We start from the raw sequence: 15,795 nt of genomic DNA on the forward strand, positions 1-15,795 counted from the left end.
AAAAGTATTTGCTGACTTAAATGTCCGACCCACCCAAACGGGGGTTTGAGGAGCCGGAACCAATAAATTATTGGCACTGACATTCATCGACACACTATTGAGTTCTCAAAGAACACACGCACACACCATCTCACGGATTTGACCCGGTCGATCGGTGAGGCAACTTATCCAGCTTAGCTCAGTCGTGAACCCGATTCAAAATCGGGGTCTCGTTCGAGCTAGTGTGATCGTCAGGCGCTCAACGTCCTACCTCGTGTCCCTGGTCCTTCGCCCAGCCTTTCGGCTCAGCGCGTGGGCCCCGGGTCGGTGTCCGTGTCGCTCTGACTCGAATAAAGTTACGTGTCGGTGTGCACGATGTCAAATCGCCTGGTCAGGAACGCTTTTCGGCACGAGGGTATCGACGCCTGCCGTTCACATGATCAATCCGCCGCGCCGACTCGTTCCACCTGACCACCCAACGCCTGCAGCTGCTCGACGAAATTCGGGTAGCCGCGGTCGATATGGAAGACGTCGTGCACCTCGGTGGTGCCATCGGCAACCAGACCGGCAAGTACCAATCCGGCGCCCGCTCGAATATCGGACGACCACACCGGCGCGCTCGACAACCGCGGAATTCCGCGCACCACCGCATGATGTCCATCGGTCCGCGCGTCGGCGCCCAGCCGGATCATCTCCTCCACGAATCGGAAGCGCGCCTCGAAGATGTTCTCGGTGATCATCGAGGTGCCGTCCGCGATCGCCGCCAGCCCGATGGCCATCGGCTGCAGATCGGTCGGGAATCCCGGGAACGGCAGCGTCGAGAAATTCACCGCGCGCGGCCGATCGGCCTGGATCACCCGGAAACCATCCGGTTCGAACGAAATGCGCGCACCGGCCGAACGCAGCTTGTCCAGCACAAGCGACAGGTGCTTGGGGTTCACGCCGGTGACCCGGACATCACCCATGGTCATCACCGCGGCGATTCCCCAGGTCGCGGCAACGATGCGGTCACCGATCACCTGGTGCGTCGTCGGCGCGAGGCGCTCGACCCCCTGAATGGTGAGCACCGACGTGCCCGCGCCACTGATCCGCGCACCCATCCGAACGAGCATGTTGCACAGATCGACGATGTCGGGTTCACGGGCCGCGTTATCGATGACCGTCTCGCCCTCGGCCAGCACGGCCGCCATGAGGATGTTCTCGGTCGCGCCGACCGAGGGAAAGTCCAGCCTGATCCGCGCACCCTGCAGTTCGTCCGCACGGGCGACCACACAACCGTGCTCGATTTCGCTCGTCGCGCCGAGCAGACGCAGACCCGCCTGATGCATATCCAGCGGCCGCGAACCGATCGCGTCACCGCCGGGCAGTGCGACAACGGCTCGCTTACACCGCGCCATCAGCGGGCCGAGCACACAGACCGAAGCGCGGAACTGGGTCACCGCCGGAAAATCCGCGTGGTACTTGGGCTCCGCGGGCGTGTTGATCCTGACGACCGACCCGTCGATGGTCACGTCGCAGCCGAGGCCGCGCAGCACATCACCCATCAACGGCACATCGAGGATGTCCGGGCAGTTCGTAATGGTGGTCGTGCCTTCGGCCAGCAAGGCAGCCGCCATCAACTTGAGGACGCTGTTCTTCGCACCCCCGACCGCGACCTCACCGACGAGTCGATTCCCGCCAGTAACCAAAAACCGTTCCATGCCGCCTCTCCGCGTATTCGGCGCACTGTTGGTGCAAAGGATAGTTGCGTTGCGGGCCGGTGGTAGCAGTGCCGGGGTTATATCCAGGTTGCTGGGACACATTTCAGGGTGTCCAGCAACTTTTGCGTGTGTCGGTGCGGATCGAACGGTTCACGAACCACCTTGTTCGCCACCAGGCTTCCACAACACGTCTCCGCCCGGGTTGGCGACACAGCTGAGGATGAACAGCAGGTCGGAGAGGCGGTTCAAGTACTTCGCCGGAAGGATATTCGTATCGTCCGGATGCACCTGCACCGCCGCCCATGCCGAGCGCTCAGCGCGCCGCGCCACCGTGCGGGCGGTGTGCAACAGCGCGGCCAGCGGCGTACCACCGGGCAGAATGAACGAATTCAGCGCGGGCAGTTCGGCATTGAACTCATCGCACCACGCTTCGAGGCGATCGATATACGGCTGGGTGATTCGCAGCGGCGGATACTTCGGCTCCTCGACCACCGGGGTGGAAAGATCCGCGCCCGCATCGAACAGATCGTTCTGCACTTGGCGCAATACCGTCAGCAACTCCGGGGCCGGGTCACCGAGCGCAACGGCCACACCGATGGCGGCATTCGTTTCGTCACAGTCGGCATAAGCGACCAGCCGCGGATCGGTTTTGGCCACCCGCGAGAAATCACTGAGACCGGTCGTCCCGTCGTCGCCGGTCCGCGTGTAGATCCGCGTTAGATGCACACTCACATGCCCCACCCTATCGCTGCACACGCCACAACTGATTTGGTATGCAGATGGGTAACTCGACGGAGGAGCCTAGAGTCCGGGCAGCCGACGGGTGCGATCGGAGGGCCTGGACTCGACCCAGGACAGGAAGGCTGCCAGTGAGCCACGGTCCAGGGCCAGTTCGTAATTGCCGTCGCTATCGGAAACCGCGGTCACCGCGATCTCGTCGGTCATGATGTCGTATTCGTCGCCACGCGGGCCGCGCCGATCACCGATCTCGATGCCCTGGCGTCGAATGGTGGAATCGGGGCCAAGTTTCAGACTGGAGAGTTTGTAGAAGACGAGGCGATCCTCGTCATACCGAATCAGGCCGTGCCGCCAACCCTGTCCGCCGCGCGCGGGCAGCACTCGCAGAATCGCGGCGGTGCCGCCGCGGCGCAACATGATCAGCCGGTAGGTGGAGGCCAACGCCAAGAGAACGAGCGTGAGCACCAGAATGATCAGGAGAACCATCCCGGTCTGCAATGCCGTTCGTCCCTTCGTTCAGCCGTCGTGTCGACGACACGACATTCGATCGGCGGTATTCGCAGGCCCTCCGTGGTCACGCAGGCCACCGCCTCCGGGCCTGATGCTCACACCGCGTTCGGCCATTCAACCACGGCCCCGAGTTTACAAATGGCGGGGCCTTGTCTTTGAACGTTCGAAGCCGGAAACGGCGCTGTCGGCGGCGAATATCTTCGCCGCCGACAGCGCCGTGCTATCGGTCGTGCCCAATCCTGGTGCGGTACTACGCCTTCGCCTCTTCGACCGCGCGCACCTGGCCCTGTGCCGCGATCTTGGCTTCCTCGGAGGCATCGGCGTCGGCCAACACCCGGCGGGCCGCCTCGATGTCGATTTCATCGGCGAACTCCGCGGATTCGGCCAGCACCCGGACCGAGGTCGCGGTCACCGAGAAGAACCCACCGTGCACCGCCGCGGTGATCCGCTCACCCTCGGTGGGCACGATGCTCACGATTCCGCCCTCGACCAGCTGGCCGAGCAGCGGCTCGTGACCCGCCATGATGCCGATCTGACCTTCGGTGGTCTGCGCGCTGACGAACGTGGCCTGGCCGGACCAGAGCAAACGTTCGACGGCGACCAGATCAACTGACATCTCCGCCATGGGTGACTACTTTCCGGCGATCTTCTTCGCGGCCGCCTCGACATCGTCGAGACCACCGCAGGAGTTGAACGCCTGCTCCGGGAAGTGGTCGAACTCGCCCTTGCAGACGCGGTCGAACGCCTCGATGGTGTCGGTCAGCGGCACCACCGAACCCGGCTGGCCGGTGAACTTCTCGGCCACGATGAAGTTCTGGCCGAGGAACTTCTCCAGACGGCGGGCCCGGCCGACGAGGACCTTGTCCTCTTCGGAGAGCTCGTCCATGCCGAGGATGGCGATGATGTCCTGCAGTTCCTTGTACTTCTGCAGGATCCGCTTCACCTCGTTGGCGACCCGGAAGTGTTCCGCGCCGACGATCGAGGCCTCCAGGATGCGGGAGGTCGAGGTCAGCGGGTCGACGGCCGGGTAGATGCCCTTCTGCGAGATCGGGCGGGAAAGCTCGGTCGTCGCATCGAGGTGGGCGAAGGTGGTCGCCGGTGCCGGGTCGGTGTAGTCGTCGGCGGGCACGTAGATGGCCTGCAGCGAGGTGATGGACCGACCACGGGTCGAGGTGATGCGCTCCTGCAGCTCACCCATCTCGTCGGCCAGCGTCGGCTGGTAACCGACGGCCGAGGGCATGCGGCCGAGCAGGGTCGACACCTCGGAACCGGCCTGGGTGAACCGGAAGATGTTGTCGATGAACAGCAGCACGTCCTGGTGCTGCACGTCGCGGAAGTACTCGGCCATGGTGAGGGCCGAGAGGGCGACGCGCATACGGGTGCCCGGCGGCTCGTCCATCTGACCGAAGACGAGGGCGGTGTCCTGGAGGACGCCCATCTCTTCCATTTCCAGGTGCAGGTCTGTGCCCTCACGGGTGCGCTCACCGACGCCCGCGAACACCGAGGTGCCGGAGAACTCACGCGCGATACGGGTGATCATCTCCTGGATCAGCACGGTCTTGCCGACACCGGCACCACCGAACAGACCGATCTTGCCGCCCTTCACGTACGGGGTCAGCAGGTCGATGACCTTGATGCCCGTCTCCAGGATCTCGGTCTTACCCTCGAGCTGGTCGAATGACGGGGGCTTGCGGTGGATGCCCCACTGCTCGCCGTCGCGACCGGTACCCGGCGCGTCGAGGCAGTCGCCGAGGGCATTGAAGACGTGGCCCTTGACGACGTCACCGACCGGCACCGAAATCGGCTTGCCGCTGTCGGTGACGGTGGCGCCACGGACCAGACCGTCAGTGGGCTGCATCGAGATGGTGCGCACGATGTTGTCACCGAGGTGCTGGGCGACCTCGAGGGTCAGGGTCTTGGCCACCGAGGTCAGGGTGATCTCGGCGTGCAGAGCGTTGAACAGCTCAGGGATGGAACCCCGCGGGAACTCGACGTCCACGACGGGGCCGATGACGCGGACGACGCGACCTGTTTTCGCGCCGGTCCGGCTCTCTTGTGTGACTGCTGCGGTCATTTTTCTCTTCCTGCGCCTTTAGTCGCGGTCCGAGCTCGAAGCCAGCGCGTTCACGCCGCCGACGATTTCGCTGATTTCCTGCGTGATCTGGGCCTGCCGCACCGAATTCGCCTGCCGGGTAAGCACATTGGCCAGTTCGTTGGCGTTGTCGGTGGCTGCCTTCATTGCGGTGCGCCGAGCCGCGGACTCGGATGCCGCTGCCTCGAGCAACGATGAGTAGATGCGGGTGTTGATGTACTTGGGCAGCAGCGCCGCCAACAGCACATCGGCATCGGGCTCGAACTCGTACTGCGCGGTGAGTTCCGCGGTCGGCGAGTCGGTGAAGCTGTCCTCACCCATGTCGTAGTCTTCGTCGACATAGCTGACCTGGATCGGCGCCAGGCGACGAACCTCGGGGGTCTGGGTCAGCATCGAGACGAAACGGGTGTACACGATGTGTAACTCGTCGACGCCCTCGATATTGCCCACCCCGTTCGGGGCCGGAATCTCAGCCTCGGATCCCGCCATGAACGCGTCCACCAGGTGGTGGCAGGCGGCCGTGGCATCGTTGTACTTCGGCTGCTGGGAGAACCCGGTCCAGGCGCTGACCACCGGCCGATTGCGGAAGGTGTAGTACGTGAGGCCCTTATTGCCCATCACGTACAGCACCGGCTCCTTGCCCTCGCCACGCAGGGTGACCATGAGCTCCTCGGCGCGCTTGAGCACGTTGGAGTTGTAGCCACCGCACATGCCGCTGTCACTGGTGATCACCAGGACGGCGGCGCGGCGCGGATTCGCGCGCTCGGTCAGCAGCGGGTGCGACAGACTCGTCGACGCACTCGCCAGCTCACCGAGGACCTTGGTGATCTCCTCGGCGAACGGCTTGGCGGCCGCAACCCTGGCCTGGGCCTTGGAGATTCGCGAGGTCGCGATCAGCTCCTGGGCCTTGGTGATCTTCTTGATCGAACTCACACCACGAATGCGGGAGCGCAATTCACGCAAGCTTGCCATCAGCGGTTCACACTCCCTTCATCCATCGGTTTCGGATTGCAGCATTCGCGGGGCACTGCGTGGTCACGCAAGCTACCGCCTCCGTGCCCGTCCCTCATGCTGCGGATCGAATAGCGCATCAGCGGACTCGATTACTTCTCGACGTGCTTGCGGGTCACCGACAGCGATTCGACCTCTTCGTGGTCGAGCTCACCGGCGGCGGCCTCGTTCACGACGCGCGAACCGTCCGAAGCGAGGAAGCCCTGCTTGAACTTGTCGGTCGCCGCCTTGATGGCATCGCCGTTCTCGTTGTCGAGGACCTTGCCGCCCTCGATCGATTTGAAGGCGTCGGCCGCACTGCGGTGCAGATCCTCGAGCAGTTCCGCGTTGAAGCGACGGATGTCGGCAACCGGAACCGAGTCGAAGTAGCCGGCGTCGACCAGGAAGATCGAGACGATCTGGTCCTCGACCGGAACCGGCGAGTACTGGTCCTGCTTGAGCAGCTCGACCCAGCGGGCACCACGCTCCAGCTGTGCGAGCGAGGCGGCGTCGAGGTCGGAGGCGAAGGCGGAGAACGCCTCCAGCTCGCGGTACTGCGCCATTTCCAGACGCAGCGAACCGGCGACCTTCTTCATGCCCTTGGTCTGGGCGGCGCCACCGACACGGGAGACCGAGGTACCGACGTTGATCGCCGGACGGACACCCTTGTTGAACAGGTCGGACTCGAGGAAGACCTGGCCGTCGGTGATGGAGATGACGTTGGTCGGGATGAACGCCGAGATGTCGTTGGCCTTGGTCTCGATGATCGGCAGACCCGTCATCGAGCCCGCGCCCATCTCGTCGGACAGCTTCGCGCAACGCTCCAGCAGGCGCGAGTGCAGGTAGAAGACGTCACCCGGGTACGCCTCGCGGCCCGGCGGACGACGCAGCAGCAGCGAGATGGCGCGGTACGCCTCGGCCTGCTTGGTCAGGTCGTCGAACACGATCAGGACGTGCTTGCCCTGGTACATCCAGTGCTGGCCGATCGCCGAACCGGTGTAGGGCGCAAGCCATTTGAAGCCAGCGGAGTCGGAGGCCGGGGCCGCGACGATGGTGGTGTACTCCATCGCACCATGCGATTCCAGCGCGGTCTTCACGCCCGCGATGGTGGAACCCTTCTGGCCGATCGCGACGTAGATGCAGCGGACCTGCTTCTTCGGGTCGCCGGTCTCCCAGTTCGCCTTCTGCGCCAGGATCGCGTCGATGCAGACCGCGGTCTTGCCGGTCTTGCGGTCGCCGATGATCAGCTGACGCTGACCACGACCGATGGCGGTCAGGGCGTCGATGGCGGTGATGCCGGTGGCCAGCGGCTCCTCGACGGGCTGGCGCTGCAGCACGGTCGCCGCCTGTAGTTCCAGCACGCGCTGCTCTTCGGACTCGATCTCGCCGAGGCCGTCGATCGGCTGGCCGAGCGGGTTGACCACGCGGCCGAGGAACTTGTCACCGACGGGGACCGAGAGCACGTCGCCGGTGCGGCGAACCTGCTGGCCCTCTTCGATTTCCGCGAACTCGCCGAGGATGACCGCACCGATCTCGCGGTCCTCGAGGTTCAGCGCGACGCCGAGCACACCACCAGGGAACTCGAGCAATTCATTGGCCATCGCCGAGGGCAGGCCGCTGACGTGCGCGATGCCGTCGCTGGTGTCGGTGACGACACCGACTTCTTCGATGGAGGTTTCCGGGGTGTAGCTCTGGGTGTAGCTCTCGATCGCGCTACGGATCTCATCGGTGGAGATCGTCAGCTCCGCCATAGTCTTCCTGCTCTCGCTGTCTGGTCTGAATGTCGGGGGGTGGTGGGTCGTCAGGCCAGAGCCCGACGCAGCCGTTCCAAGCGGCCGGTGGCGCTGCCGTCGATCAGGTCGTCGCCGACCCGCACCACGACGCCGGTCAGCAGACTCGGATCGACCTGCACGTGCACCGTGACCGGCTTGCCGTAGATGCGCTGCAACGACGCCCCGAGATGGTCACGCTGCTGGTCGGTCAGCGCGACCGCGGCACGTACATGCGCGACGATCTGATCGCGCCGCGCGGCCGCGAGATCGGACAGCTCGCCGAACGCGCCGCCGATATTCGTCGACCGGGTGACCACCTGATCCGCCAGGGTCTGGGTAATGGTCTCGGTCTTGCCCGTGAGCAGCCGGTCGATCAGCTCGCGCTTGGCCGCGGCGGGCTTCGCACGATCCGAAAGTGCCTGCTCCAGTTCGGGATTGTCGCCGATGATCCGGCCGAGCCGGAACAATTCGTCCTCGACCGCCCCGAGTCGTCCGCTGTCGGCGGCGGACTCCAGCAACGCCTCTTGACCGAGCAACACCAGGGTGTCGACCAAGTCGGCGGTGCGCGACCAGTTCTGGGCCACCGCGGTGGTCAGCACCGCCAGGGTGGCGGGGCTGACCTTGCCGCTGAAGACCCGCTCGCTGAGTTCGGCGCGCACCGAGCCGGGCACCGACACGTCCGCGAGCGCAACACGCAGCGAACGCTGGTCGTCCAGCACGGCGACAACGGCGAACAGTTCCGACCCCGTCGTGGCCGCAACACTGTCGCTTCCGGTCAGAGCGGCCCGAAGTGCCTCCCGTGCCCGGGAGCTTGCCTCGCGGCTCGCTGCGTACATGCTTCTCACTTTCGCGTCGCTACCTTCCGACCCCGATGGCCGCATCCGACTGATCGAGTTCGGACAGGAACCGGTCGATGGATGCCGCCTGCTTAGCTTCGTCCGAAACCGACTGGCCGATAATCTTTTCGGCCAAATCGACGGCAGTTTTGCCGACTTCGGCGCGCAGCTCGGTCAGGATCTGCTGGCGCTGAGCTTCCAGCTGGCTGTGACCGGCGGCGACGATGCGGTCGCTTTCGGCCTGTGCTTCCGCGCGCATCTGCGCGAGGATCTGCTGGCCCTGGGTGCGTGCGTCCTCACGGATGCGCGCGGCCTCGAGCCGGGCGTCGGCCAACTGCTGCTGGTATTGCTGCAGCGTCAGCTGGGCTTCTTCCTGCGCGGCCTCGGCCCGCTGGATTCCACCCTCGATCTTGTCCGCACGTTCATCCAACACCTTGATGAGGCGCGGGATGACGTACTTGTAGAAAACGACGCCGACAATCGCAATGCAGACCACCGACCAGACGATGTCGTAGGTCTCGGGGATGAGGGGATTGATGTCCTCCCCTGTCTCCGCCGCGAGCAAAGAAAGCGTGCTCATAGCAATCTCAGAAGATGAAGCCGGCCACAAGGCCGATCAGGGCGAGGGCCTCGGTGAACGCGATACCGAGGAACATGTTGGTGCGGATGGTGCCCTGCAGCTCGGGCTGACGGGCAATACCCTCGATGGCCTTACCGACGACGATGCCTACGCCGATGCCCGGGCCGATGGCGGCCAGGCCGTAGCCGATGGCGCCGAAGCCCTTGAACTTCTCCGACGTGGTCGCGGCTTCCTGGGCCAGGTACGCGAGGCTCATGAGTCTTCCATTCCCTTTCTTTTGCTCACCCGCCGGACGGCGTGGTGTAGCAGATATCCGGTAGTTGTTCGGTCAGTGCGAATCGGCGTGTTGTGCGAGTCCGATGTAAACGGCGGTCAGCAGGGCGAAAACGTAGGCCTGCAGGAAGATGACCAGCATTTCGAACAGCGTGAACCCGAGTCCGGCCAGCAGCGAGAACGGCGAGAACACCTTCATCCAGGCCACCGCGTCGAAGAGGAAGAACCAGGTGGCGCTGAAGAACAGCACCAGCATGATGTGGCCCGCGAGCATATTTGCCATGAGTCGGACGGTCAGCGTGAACGGACGCAGGATGAATGTCGAGACGAACTCGATCGGGATCAGCAACACGTGCAATGCGGGCGGAACATTCGGAACGACGATGCTGCTGCGCATGTAGGTGACGAACCCGTACTTCTTGATACCCACGAAGTTGAACGCGAGGTACGCGATGAGGGCCAGCACCAGCGGCATGCCGATTCGGGCGTTCGACGAGATGTTCAGCCCCGGAATGATGCCGGAGAAGTTGAGAAAGAGAACCGCGAAGAAGATCGTCGCGATCAATGGGAAGTACTTGCGACCTGATTCCTTGCCGAGCACCTCGTCACAGATCTGATCCTTGACGAAGACCAATCCGGTTTCCGTGATGTTCTGCAGACCGCGCGGGACGATGCGAGGATTGCGGAATGCCAGCACCATGACGAGTACCAACACGGCGGTCATCAACAGCCGGATCAGCATCAAACGGTCGAGTTCGAACGGCGTACCCTCGAACAGCACAGCTGGAGGGAAGAAGTCGGACAGCGATGGCGCGTGGAACTCGCCCGCCAAAGTGGTGACGCTCAGCGTTCTCTCCCGTGTTCGGGCCGCGGGTACGGTCATTCCCGCGGTTCGATCGGACATTGACGATCAATTGGGTCGACTCAGGTCGGCTCGAAAATTCGTCAGCAGCTGTGCGGTAATCCGCATGGGCGTCTGTACGTAGTGTCGGCGACATTCGTCGACATGCAGAACCGGAATCCCTCGGAGCCCGGCACGGCAGTAAGCATAGCGACAGCTGGCGAGACCTCGGTGATCCCCCCTTGCTTGGTCGCTTGCTTACCAACACTTTACCAAGTTATCTACGACAGCGTGTAGGTGGGGGCGATTATTGCTGCGCAGAGGGCAAATCGGACTCACCGGTCGGTACGTTTACATACGGAACCTTCTGTCGCAGAACGCCATACGTCTCCGCTCCGAGCACGATCAGCAAGGACCCGACCACGGTCAGGAACAGTGCCATCCGGTCGTAGAAGTCGAACCGCTGTAGCACCGCGATCACGATCATCGCGACCAGCAGCTTGCCCACCCAACTCACCAGCATGATCAGGCCCGCGGTACTCGGCGGCAGCTTCGCGCCGAACAGCACGACGGCCGCGGTGGTGAGAATGAAACCGCCGCCGATGGCCGCGCCGAGCAGCGCGCCCCAGAGACCGGACAGCCCCGCGACGGCCGAGGCGATGGCCACCGAAACCACCACCAACACGGCCAAACCGATCACGCCGTAGCGCAGCGCTGCCTTCAGCGGGGCATCGGGACCGGGAACGGGGTTAGTGAGACTCACGACTGCGCCTCGCTGGCGCTCGGCTCCGTCGTTCCTCCGGACGCTGTGTTTATGGTTCGCTCGCTTCGCTCCCTCACGACCCGCACTTTACCTGGGCCTTGCTTTACGAATCCGCGGGCTCCTTGCGCCGCAGACCCGGTATGGCGGTCACCACCAGCGCGAAAACCAGGCCGCCCGCCATCATCAACACCACGATCCGGCGATCATGGATCAGCGAAGTGCCGACGGCGCCGAAGGCGAGCACGCCGACCCATAAATAGATCACCAGCACAACGCGACGATGCGAATGTCCGATCTGCAGCAGCCGGTGATGCAAGTGCATTTTGTCCGGTGTCGAGAAACTCACACCGGCCCGAACCCGGCGCACGATCGCCAACAGCAGATCCAATACCGGAATGAACATCACCGCACCGACGAGCAGCAGCGGCGAAAGCAGACCGACGATGTCGCGAGGTCCATAGCCCGCCAAATTGATTCGACCAGAGGCGCCCGTCGACACCGCGGCCAACATGAGCCCGATCAACATGGAACCGGAATCGCCCATGAATATTCGCGCAGGCGAAAAGTTGTGTGGCAGAAATCCCAAGCAGGCACCCGCGAGCGCGGCGGCGAGCAGGGCGGGCGGATAGGTGTCGACCGAACCGCCCTGGCTGTAGAGCAGGCCTACAGTGAATACGAAGACCGCACCCGCGCAGATCAGGCCCAATCCGGCCGCGAGGCCGTCGAGTCCGTCGACGAAATTCATCGCGTTGACCAAGGTCACCGTGATGCCGACGGTGACCAGGCCGCCCTGCAGCGCGTCCAGCACCACCGTCGTGTCGTTGAACGGGTTGTAGATGACGTACCAGCTCAGGCCCATGACCGCCATCACACCGGCGGCGGTGACCTGACCGGCGAATTTGGTCAGTGCGTCCAGGCCCCAGCGGTCGTCGACGATGCCGACGAGCACGATCAGCGTGGCCGCGACCAGCACCGCAGGAATATCCGGCGCGTAATCGAAACCCCTTCGCAGTGCGGGCAATTGGTGTGCGAACAGCACGGCCGCGACCACCCCGACGTACATGCCGACGCCGCCCATCCGCGGAATCGGCTTGATGTGCACATCGCGCTCGCGCGGCACCGCCACCGCGCCGAAGGCAATGGCGAGCACCCGAATTCCACCGGTGGCCAGGAAGGTCACCGTGCCCGAGATGAGAAGCACGAGCAGCAGCTCGCGCAAAGGAACTACCGCACCCGAACCGATCATCCGTTTATCTGATCCGCCATACGATCACTGCTTCCCGAGGTCACCGCGTCGCGACACTGGTCAGCGCCTCCGCGGACATCCCGAGCACATCGGCGATATCGCCGACCGGTACCGCGCCCGCGCGCAGGATCCGCGGCTGATCGGCGGTGAGGTCGACGATGGTAGACGCGACCGCGTGTTCGGCCGGACCGCCGTCGAGATAGACGTTGACCAGATCGCCGAGCTGATCGCGCGCCTCGGCGGCGGTCTTGGCGGGCGGCTGTCCGGAGACATTGGCACTCGAGACCGCGAGCGGGCCGACCTCGCGCAACAGTTCCAGCGCGACCGGATGCAGCGGCATCCGCAGCATGACCGTGCCACGGGTGTCACCGAGATCCCAGGCGAGCGAAGGTGCCTGCTGCACAACAAGACTCAGCCCGCCCGGCCAGAATGCCCGGATCAGCTCGCGGGCCTGCGGACGCACCGAGAACACCAGACCGTCGATGGTGTGCCAGGAGCCGACCAGCACCGGCACCGGCATATCGCGACCACGCCGCTTGGCGGCGAGCAGATCGCTCACCGCAGTGGAATCGAACGCGTCGGCGGCCAGGCCGTACAGGGTATCGGTCGGCAGTACGACCAGTCGGCCGGATTTCAGGGCACTGGTGGCCGCGGTCAGTCCGGCGGCGCGCGAGTCGGGATCCGCGCAGTCGTAGACGGTACTCACGGCCACCATCCTGTCACGCGTGCCACCCGATGCCACCATCGGCGGGGTTGGTTCGATCCGATACTCGCCGAGCCGAGCCGAATGGTCGCTGTCGCAGGACCCGAGACCCACCACTCGACTCCCGTCGGGAATGGTCCGCACACCGGGTGCCGGGCCGGATCAGTTACGGGTCGCGGCGACGAAACGGGGCTTACCCGCGAGGTCCGGATGCTCCACGATGTCGGTGAAGTCACCGTGTTCGGCCAGCAGAGCGGCGAGATCGGAGCCGTTGGTGTCGTCGTGTTCGATGGCGCAGGAGCCGCCGCGACGCAGCAGTCGCGTGATGGTGGGAATCATCCGACGGATGACGTCCAGCCCGTCCGGACCGCCGAAGAGGGCCAGATGCGGATCGTGCTCGGCGACCTCGGGATCGAGTTCGGCGCCTTCGGGAATGTAGGGCGGATTGGCGACCACGAGATCGACCTCGCCATTCAGTTCGGTGAGCAGATTCGAGTCGGTGACATCGTCGGCGTACAGGGTGATCGGGGTATCACCCTCGGCAATGCGCAGGTCGGCGTTGCGGCGCGCCCATTGCAGGGCCGTTGGATCGATTTCGATCGCGTGCACGTCCGCATCCGGTCGGGCCTGGGCGATGGCCAGTGCCAGTGCGCCGGAGCCGGTGCACAGATCGACGACGACCGGCGGGTGATCGTGCGGCAGCGCCTCCAACTGCGCCAATGCCCAGGCGAACAGCAGCTCGGTCTCGGGACGCGGCACGAAGACGCCGGGGCCGACCGCGAGTTCGATCTGGCCGATCGCCGCGGTACCGGTCAAGTGCTGCAGCGGAATTCGCTGCGCGCGCCGCTCAACCAGGGCTCGGTACTCCTCGATCAGCTCCGGCGCGACCAGCGGGGTCAGCGCCAACCGGGTGCGATCGACACCGAGCAGATGGGCGGCCAAGTACTCGGCGTCGGCCTGCGGACTGTGCACACCCGCCACCCGCAGGGTTTCCACCGCCTGGTTGATGGCCGGGCGCAATGCCACCCGGGTCATTACTCTGCGGCCATTCGGGCTTCGCGATCCGCCTTGCCAAGGGCATCCAGGAGTGCGTCCATATCACCGTCGAGCACGGCGTCGAGGTTGTGCGCCTTGAAGCCGATGCGGTGGTCGGTGATGCGGTTCTCCGGGAAGTTGTAGGTCCGTATGCGCTCGGAGCGGTCCACGGTGCGGATCTGGGAGGCGCGGCCCGCGGCGGCTTCCTGATCGGCCTGCTCCTCGGCGAGTGCCTGCAGTCGAGCCGCGAGCACCTGCATGGCGCGGGCCTTGTTCTGCAGCTGGGAGCGCTCGTTCTGGCAGGTCACCACGATGCCCGAGGGCAGGTGGGTGATGCGGACCGCGGAGTCGGTGGTGTTGACGCCCTGGCCGCCCTTGCCGGAGGAGCGGTAGACATCGATGCGCAGGTCCGATTCGTCGATCTGCACCTCTTCGACCTCGTCCGGCTCCGGGTAGATCAGCACACCGGCCGCCGAGGTGTGGATGCGGCCCTGCGATTCGGTCACCGGAACCCGCTGGACGCGGTGCACGCCGCCCTCGAATTTGAAGCGGGACCAGACACCGTCGCGCGCGGCGTCGCGGCTCTTGATGGAGATGGTCGCGTCCTTGTAGCCGCCCAGGTCGGAGATGTTCACATCGAGAATCTCGACCTTCCAACCATGCCGCTCGGCATAGCGGACGTACATGCGGGCCAAGTCCGAGGCGAACAGCGCCGATTCCTCGCCGCCCTCACCGGATTTCACCTCGAGCACCACATCGTCGCCGTCGTGCGGGTCGCGCGGAGCGAGCAGATCCGCGAGGGTCTGCTCCAGTTCGACGACCTGTTGTTCCAGACCCGGCACCTCGGCGGCGAAGGATGCGTCATCGGCCGCGAGTTCCTGTGCGGCGGCGAGGTCATCGCGGGCGGACTTCAGCTTGTTGTAGGTGGCCATGATCGGTGCGAGCTCGGCGAACCGCTTGCCGACCCGGCGCGCGGCACCCGGATCGTTGTGCAGCGCCGGATCGGCGAGCTGCGTCTCCAGGCCCGCGTGCTCGGCCAGAATGTCATCGATCGCGGACGGTTGCGTCACGGTGCTTCCTCTCTTTTCCGTACTGGCCACACAAAAGCGCCGACGCCCGGCCTGCAGTGCAGGACCGGGCGTCGGCGAGGAAGCTACTTTGCGTCGGCCTTCTTGCCGGCACGCTTGCCGTAGCGAGCCTCGAAGCGGGCCACGCGACCACCGGTGTCGAGGATCTTCTGCTTGCCGGTGTAGAACGGGTGGCACTGCGAGCAGACCTCGACGGTGATGTGTCCCGACTCCTTGGTGCTGCGAGTCTGGAAGGTATTGCCGCAACCACAGACGACTGTGGTCTCGACATATGCCGGGTGAATTCCTGCCTTCATGGGTGTCCTCTCGATATTGGCCGCCGGGTCGCCCGCGCAGATCGCGAAGACGTGAACCGGAGCCGACTTAGGCGGGAGGCCTGCTCAGCGGAGCAGACGCAACGACCGCTCAGTATGCCAGAACGGCGGTTACGCTCCCAAAACGCCCCTGGCCCCCGGTTTGTTCCCGCCCCTAGGTAGTCCCCCAGTCTTTGTTGCCAATTGAACTACTGGCACGCGTCGATCGTGGTCTTACGGGACCCTTAATACAGGTAGTCAACTACTCGTGGATGCGAACACGAATGTTCATAGAGTTTGAGGCCTGATGCACATCGGCGTGCCGAGACAGAAGGGAGAACACCGTGAACAGCCGC

17 protein-coding genes are annotated in these 15,795 nt (G+C 64.5%); all 17 read right to left on the reverse strand.

Translation table 11 applies throughout. The annotated features are described in order from the left end of the window. Positions 1–419: 419 nt before the first annotated feature. Positions 420–1,679 carry a UDP-N-acetylglucosamine 1-carboxyvinyltransferase gene (gene murA / locus NA5_RS05550; RefSeq protein ID WP_062982614.1) on the reverse strand — a complete coding sequence of 420 codons (1,260 nt, stop codon included), beginning with the start codon at positions 1,677–1,679 and terminating at the stop codon, positions 420–422. Positions 1,680–1,829: 150 nt separating this feature from the next. Next, complete coding sequence (locus NA5_RS05555; protein ID WP_062982616.1) at positions 1,830–2,411, reverse strand: cob(I)yrinic acid a,c-diamide adenosyltransferase; 582 nt, start codon at positions 2,409–2,411, stop codon at positions 1,830–1,832. Between the two features lie 69 nt (positions 2,412–2,480). Next, positions 2,481–2,903 carry a DUF2550 domain-containing protein gene (locus NA5_RS05560; RefSeq protein WP_062982618.1) on the reverse strand — a complete coding sequence of 141 codons (423 nt, stop codon included), beginning with the start codon at positions 2,901–2,903 and terminating at the stop codon, positions 2,481–2,483. Positions 2,904–3,177: 274 nt separating this feature from the next. Continuing rightward, positions 3,178–3,552: a F0F1 ATP synthase subunit epsilon gene (locus NA5_RS05565; RefSeq protein WP_062982621.1), complete on the reverse strand. Its 375-nt coding sequence runs from the start codon at positions 3,550–3,552 to the stop codon at positions 3,178–3,180. 6 nt (positions 3,553–3,558) lie between these two features. Next, positions 3,559–5,001, reverse strand: coding sequence for a F0F1 ATP synthase subunit beta (atpD, locus tag NA5_RS05570; RefSeq protein WP_062982624.1), 1,443 nt, complete (start codon positions 4,999–5,001; stop codon positions 3,559–3,561). Positions 5,002–5,019: 18 nt separating this feature from the next. Continuing rightward, complete coding sequence (locus NA5_RS05575) at positions 5,020–5,991, reverse strand: F0F1 ATP synthase subunit gamma (RefSeq protein WP_062982627.1); 972 nt, start codon at positions 5,989–5,991, stop codon at positions 5,020–5,022. A gap of 131 nt (positions 5,992–6,122) precedes the next feature. Next, entirely contained in the window at positions 6,123–7,760 is a 1,638-nt protein-coding gene (atpA, locus tag NA5_RS05580; RefSeq protein WP_062982629.1) for a F0F1 ATP synthase subunit alpha, read from the reverse strand. 50 nt (positions 7,761–7,810) lie between these two features. Then, the gene (locus NA5_RS05585) at positions 7,811–8,617 is read right to left on the reverse strand and encodes a F0F1 ATP synthase subunit delta (protein WP_062982631.1); all 807 of its coding nucleotides are present in this window, start codon (positions 8,615–8,617) and stop codon (positions 7,811–7,813) included. A gap of 19 nt (positions 8,618–8,636) precedes the next feature. Next, positions 8,637–9,197, reverse strand: coding sequence for a F0F1 ATP synthase subunit B (locus tag NA5_RS05590; protein WP_062982633.1), 561 nt, complete (start codon positions 9,195–9,197; stop codon positions 8,637–8,639). Positions 9,198–9,204: 7 nt separating this feature from the next. Then, entirely contained in the window at positions 9,205–9,453 is a 249-nt protein-coding gene (locus NA5_RS05595; protein WP_040687112.1) for an ATP synthase F0 subunit C, read from the reverse strand. A gap of 72 nt (positions 9,454–9,525) precedes the next feature. Continuing rightward, the gene (atpB, locus tag NA5_RS05600) at positions 9,526–10,353 is read right to left on the reverse strand and encodes a F0F1 ATP synthase subunit A (RefSeq protein ID WP_174555201.1); all 828 of its coding nucleotides are present in this window, start codon (positions 10,351–10,353) and stop codon (positions 9,526–9,528) included. Between the two features lie 265 nt (positions 10,354–10,618). Further along, complete coding sequence (locus NA5_RS05605) at positions 10,619–11,074, reverse strand: Cg1360 family ATP-synthase-associated protein (RefSeq protein WP_062982635.1); 456 nt, start codon at positions 11,072–11,074, stop codon at positions 10,619–10,621. A 103-nt stretch (positions 11,075–11,177) separates the two neighbouring features. Further along, entirely contained in the window at positions 11,178–12,320 is a 1,143-nt protein-coding gene (locus NA5_RS05610) for an MraY family glycosyltransferase (RefSeq protein ID WP_062982637.1), read from the reverse strand. A 40-nt stretch (positions 12,321–12,360) separates the two neighbouring features. Next, positions 12,361–13,026: an L-threonylcarbamoyladenylate synthase gene (locus tag NA5_RS05615; protein WP_062983266.1), complete on the reverse strand. Its 666-nt coding sequence runs from the start codon at positions 13,024–13,026 to the stop codon at positions 12,361–12,363. Positions 13,027–13,185: 159 nt separating this feature from the next. Then, complete coding sequence (gene prmC / locus NA5_RS05620; protein ID WP_062982639.1) at positions 13,186–14,058, reverse strand: peptide chain release factor N(5)-glutamine methyltransferase; 873 nt, start codon at positions 14,056–14,058, stop codon at positions 13,186–13,188. Then, positions 14,058–15,128, reverse strand: coding sequence for a peptide chain release factor 1 (prfA, locus tag NA5_RS05625; protein ID WP_062982641.1), 1,071 nt, complete (start codon positions 15,126–15,128; stop codon positions 14,058–14,060). The genes prmC and prfA overlap by 1 nt, the downstream gene beginning before the upstream one ends. Before the next feature lie 83 nt (positions 15,129–15,211). Then, positions 15,212–15,442, reverse strand: coding sequence for a 50S ribosomal protein L31 (gene rpmE, locus NA5_RS05630; RefSeq protein ID WP_062982643.1), 231 nt, complete (start codon positions 15,440–15,442; stop codon positions 15,212–15,214). Positions 15,443–15,795: the final 353 nt, after the last annotated feature.

Origin of the sequence: Nocardia anaemiae NBRC 100462, assembly GCF_001612725.1 — a bacterium.
Classification (GTDB): domain Bacteria; phylum Actinomycetota; class Actinomycetes; order Mycobacteriales; family Mycobacteriaceae; genus Nocardia; species Nocardia anaemiae.

Coding starts and splice junctions, on each gene's coding strand:
- murA (WP_062982614.1), bottom strand. CDS start 1,679: ATGGAACGGTTTTTGGTTACTGGCGGGAATCGACTCGTCGGTGAGGTC.
- NA5_RS05560 (WP_062982618.1), bottom strand. CDS start 2,903: ATGGTTCTCCTGATCATTCTGGTGCTCACGCTCGTTCTCTTGGCGTTG.
- NA5_RS05565 (WP_062982621.1), bottom strand. CDS start 3,552: ATGGCGGAGATGTCAGTTGATCTGGTCGCCGTCGAACGTTTGCTCTGG.
- atpD (WP_062982624.1), bottom strand. CDS start 5,001: ATGACCGCAGCAGTCACACAAGAGAGCCGGACCGGCGCGAAAACAGGT.
- NA5_RS05575 (WP_062982627.1), bottom strand. CDS start 5,991: ATGGCAAGCTTGCGTGAATTGCGCTCCCGCATTCGTGGTGTGAGTTCG.
- atpA (WP_062982629.1), bottom strand. CDS start 7,760: ATGGCGGAGCTGACGATCTCCACCGATGAGATCCGTAGCGCGATCGAG.
- NA5_RS05585 (WP_062982631.1), bottom strand. CDS start 8,617: ATGTACGCAGCGAGCCGCGAGGCAAGCTCCCGGGCACGGGAGGCACTT.
- NA5_RS05590 (WP_062982633.1), bottom strand. CDS start 9,197: ATGAGCACGCTTTCTTTGCTCGCGGCGGAGACAGGGGAGGACATCAAT.
- NA5_RS05595 (WP_040687112.1), bottom strand. CDS start 9,453: ATGAGCCTCGCGTACCTGGCCCAGGAAGCCGCGACCACGTCGGAGAAG.
- atpB (WP_174555201.1), bottom strand. CDS start 10,353: ATGACCGTACCCGCGGCCCGAACACGGGAGAGAACGCTGAGCGTCACC.
- NA5_RS05610 (WP_062982637.1), bottom strand. CDS start 12,320: ATGATCGGTTCGGGTGCGGTAGTTCCTTTGCGCGAGCTGCTGCTCGTG.
- prmC (WP_062982639.1), bottom strand. CDS start 14,058: ATGACCCGGGTGGCATTGCGCCCGGCCATCAACCAGGCGGTGGAAACC.
- rpmE (WP_062982643.1), bottom strand. CDS start 15,442: ATGAAGGCAGGAATTCACCCGGCATATGTCGAGACCACAGTCGTCTGT.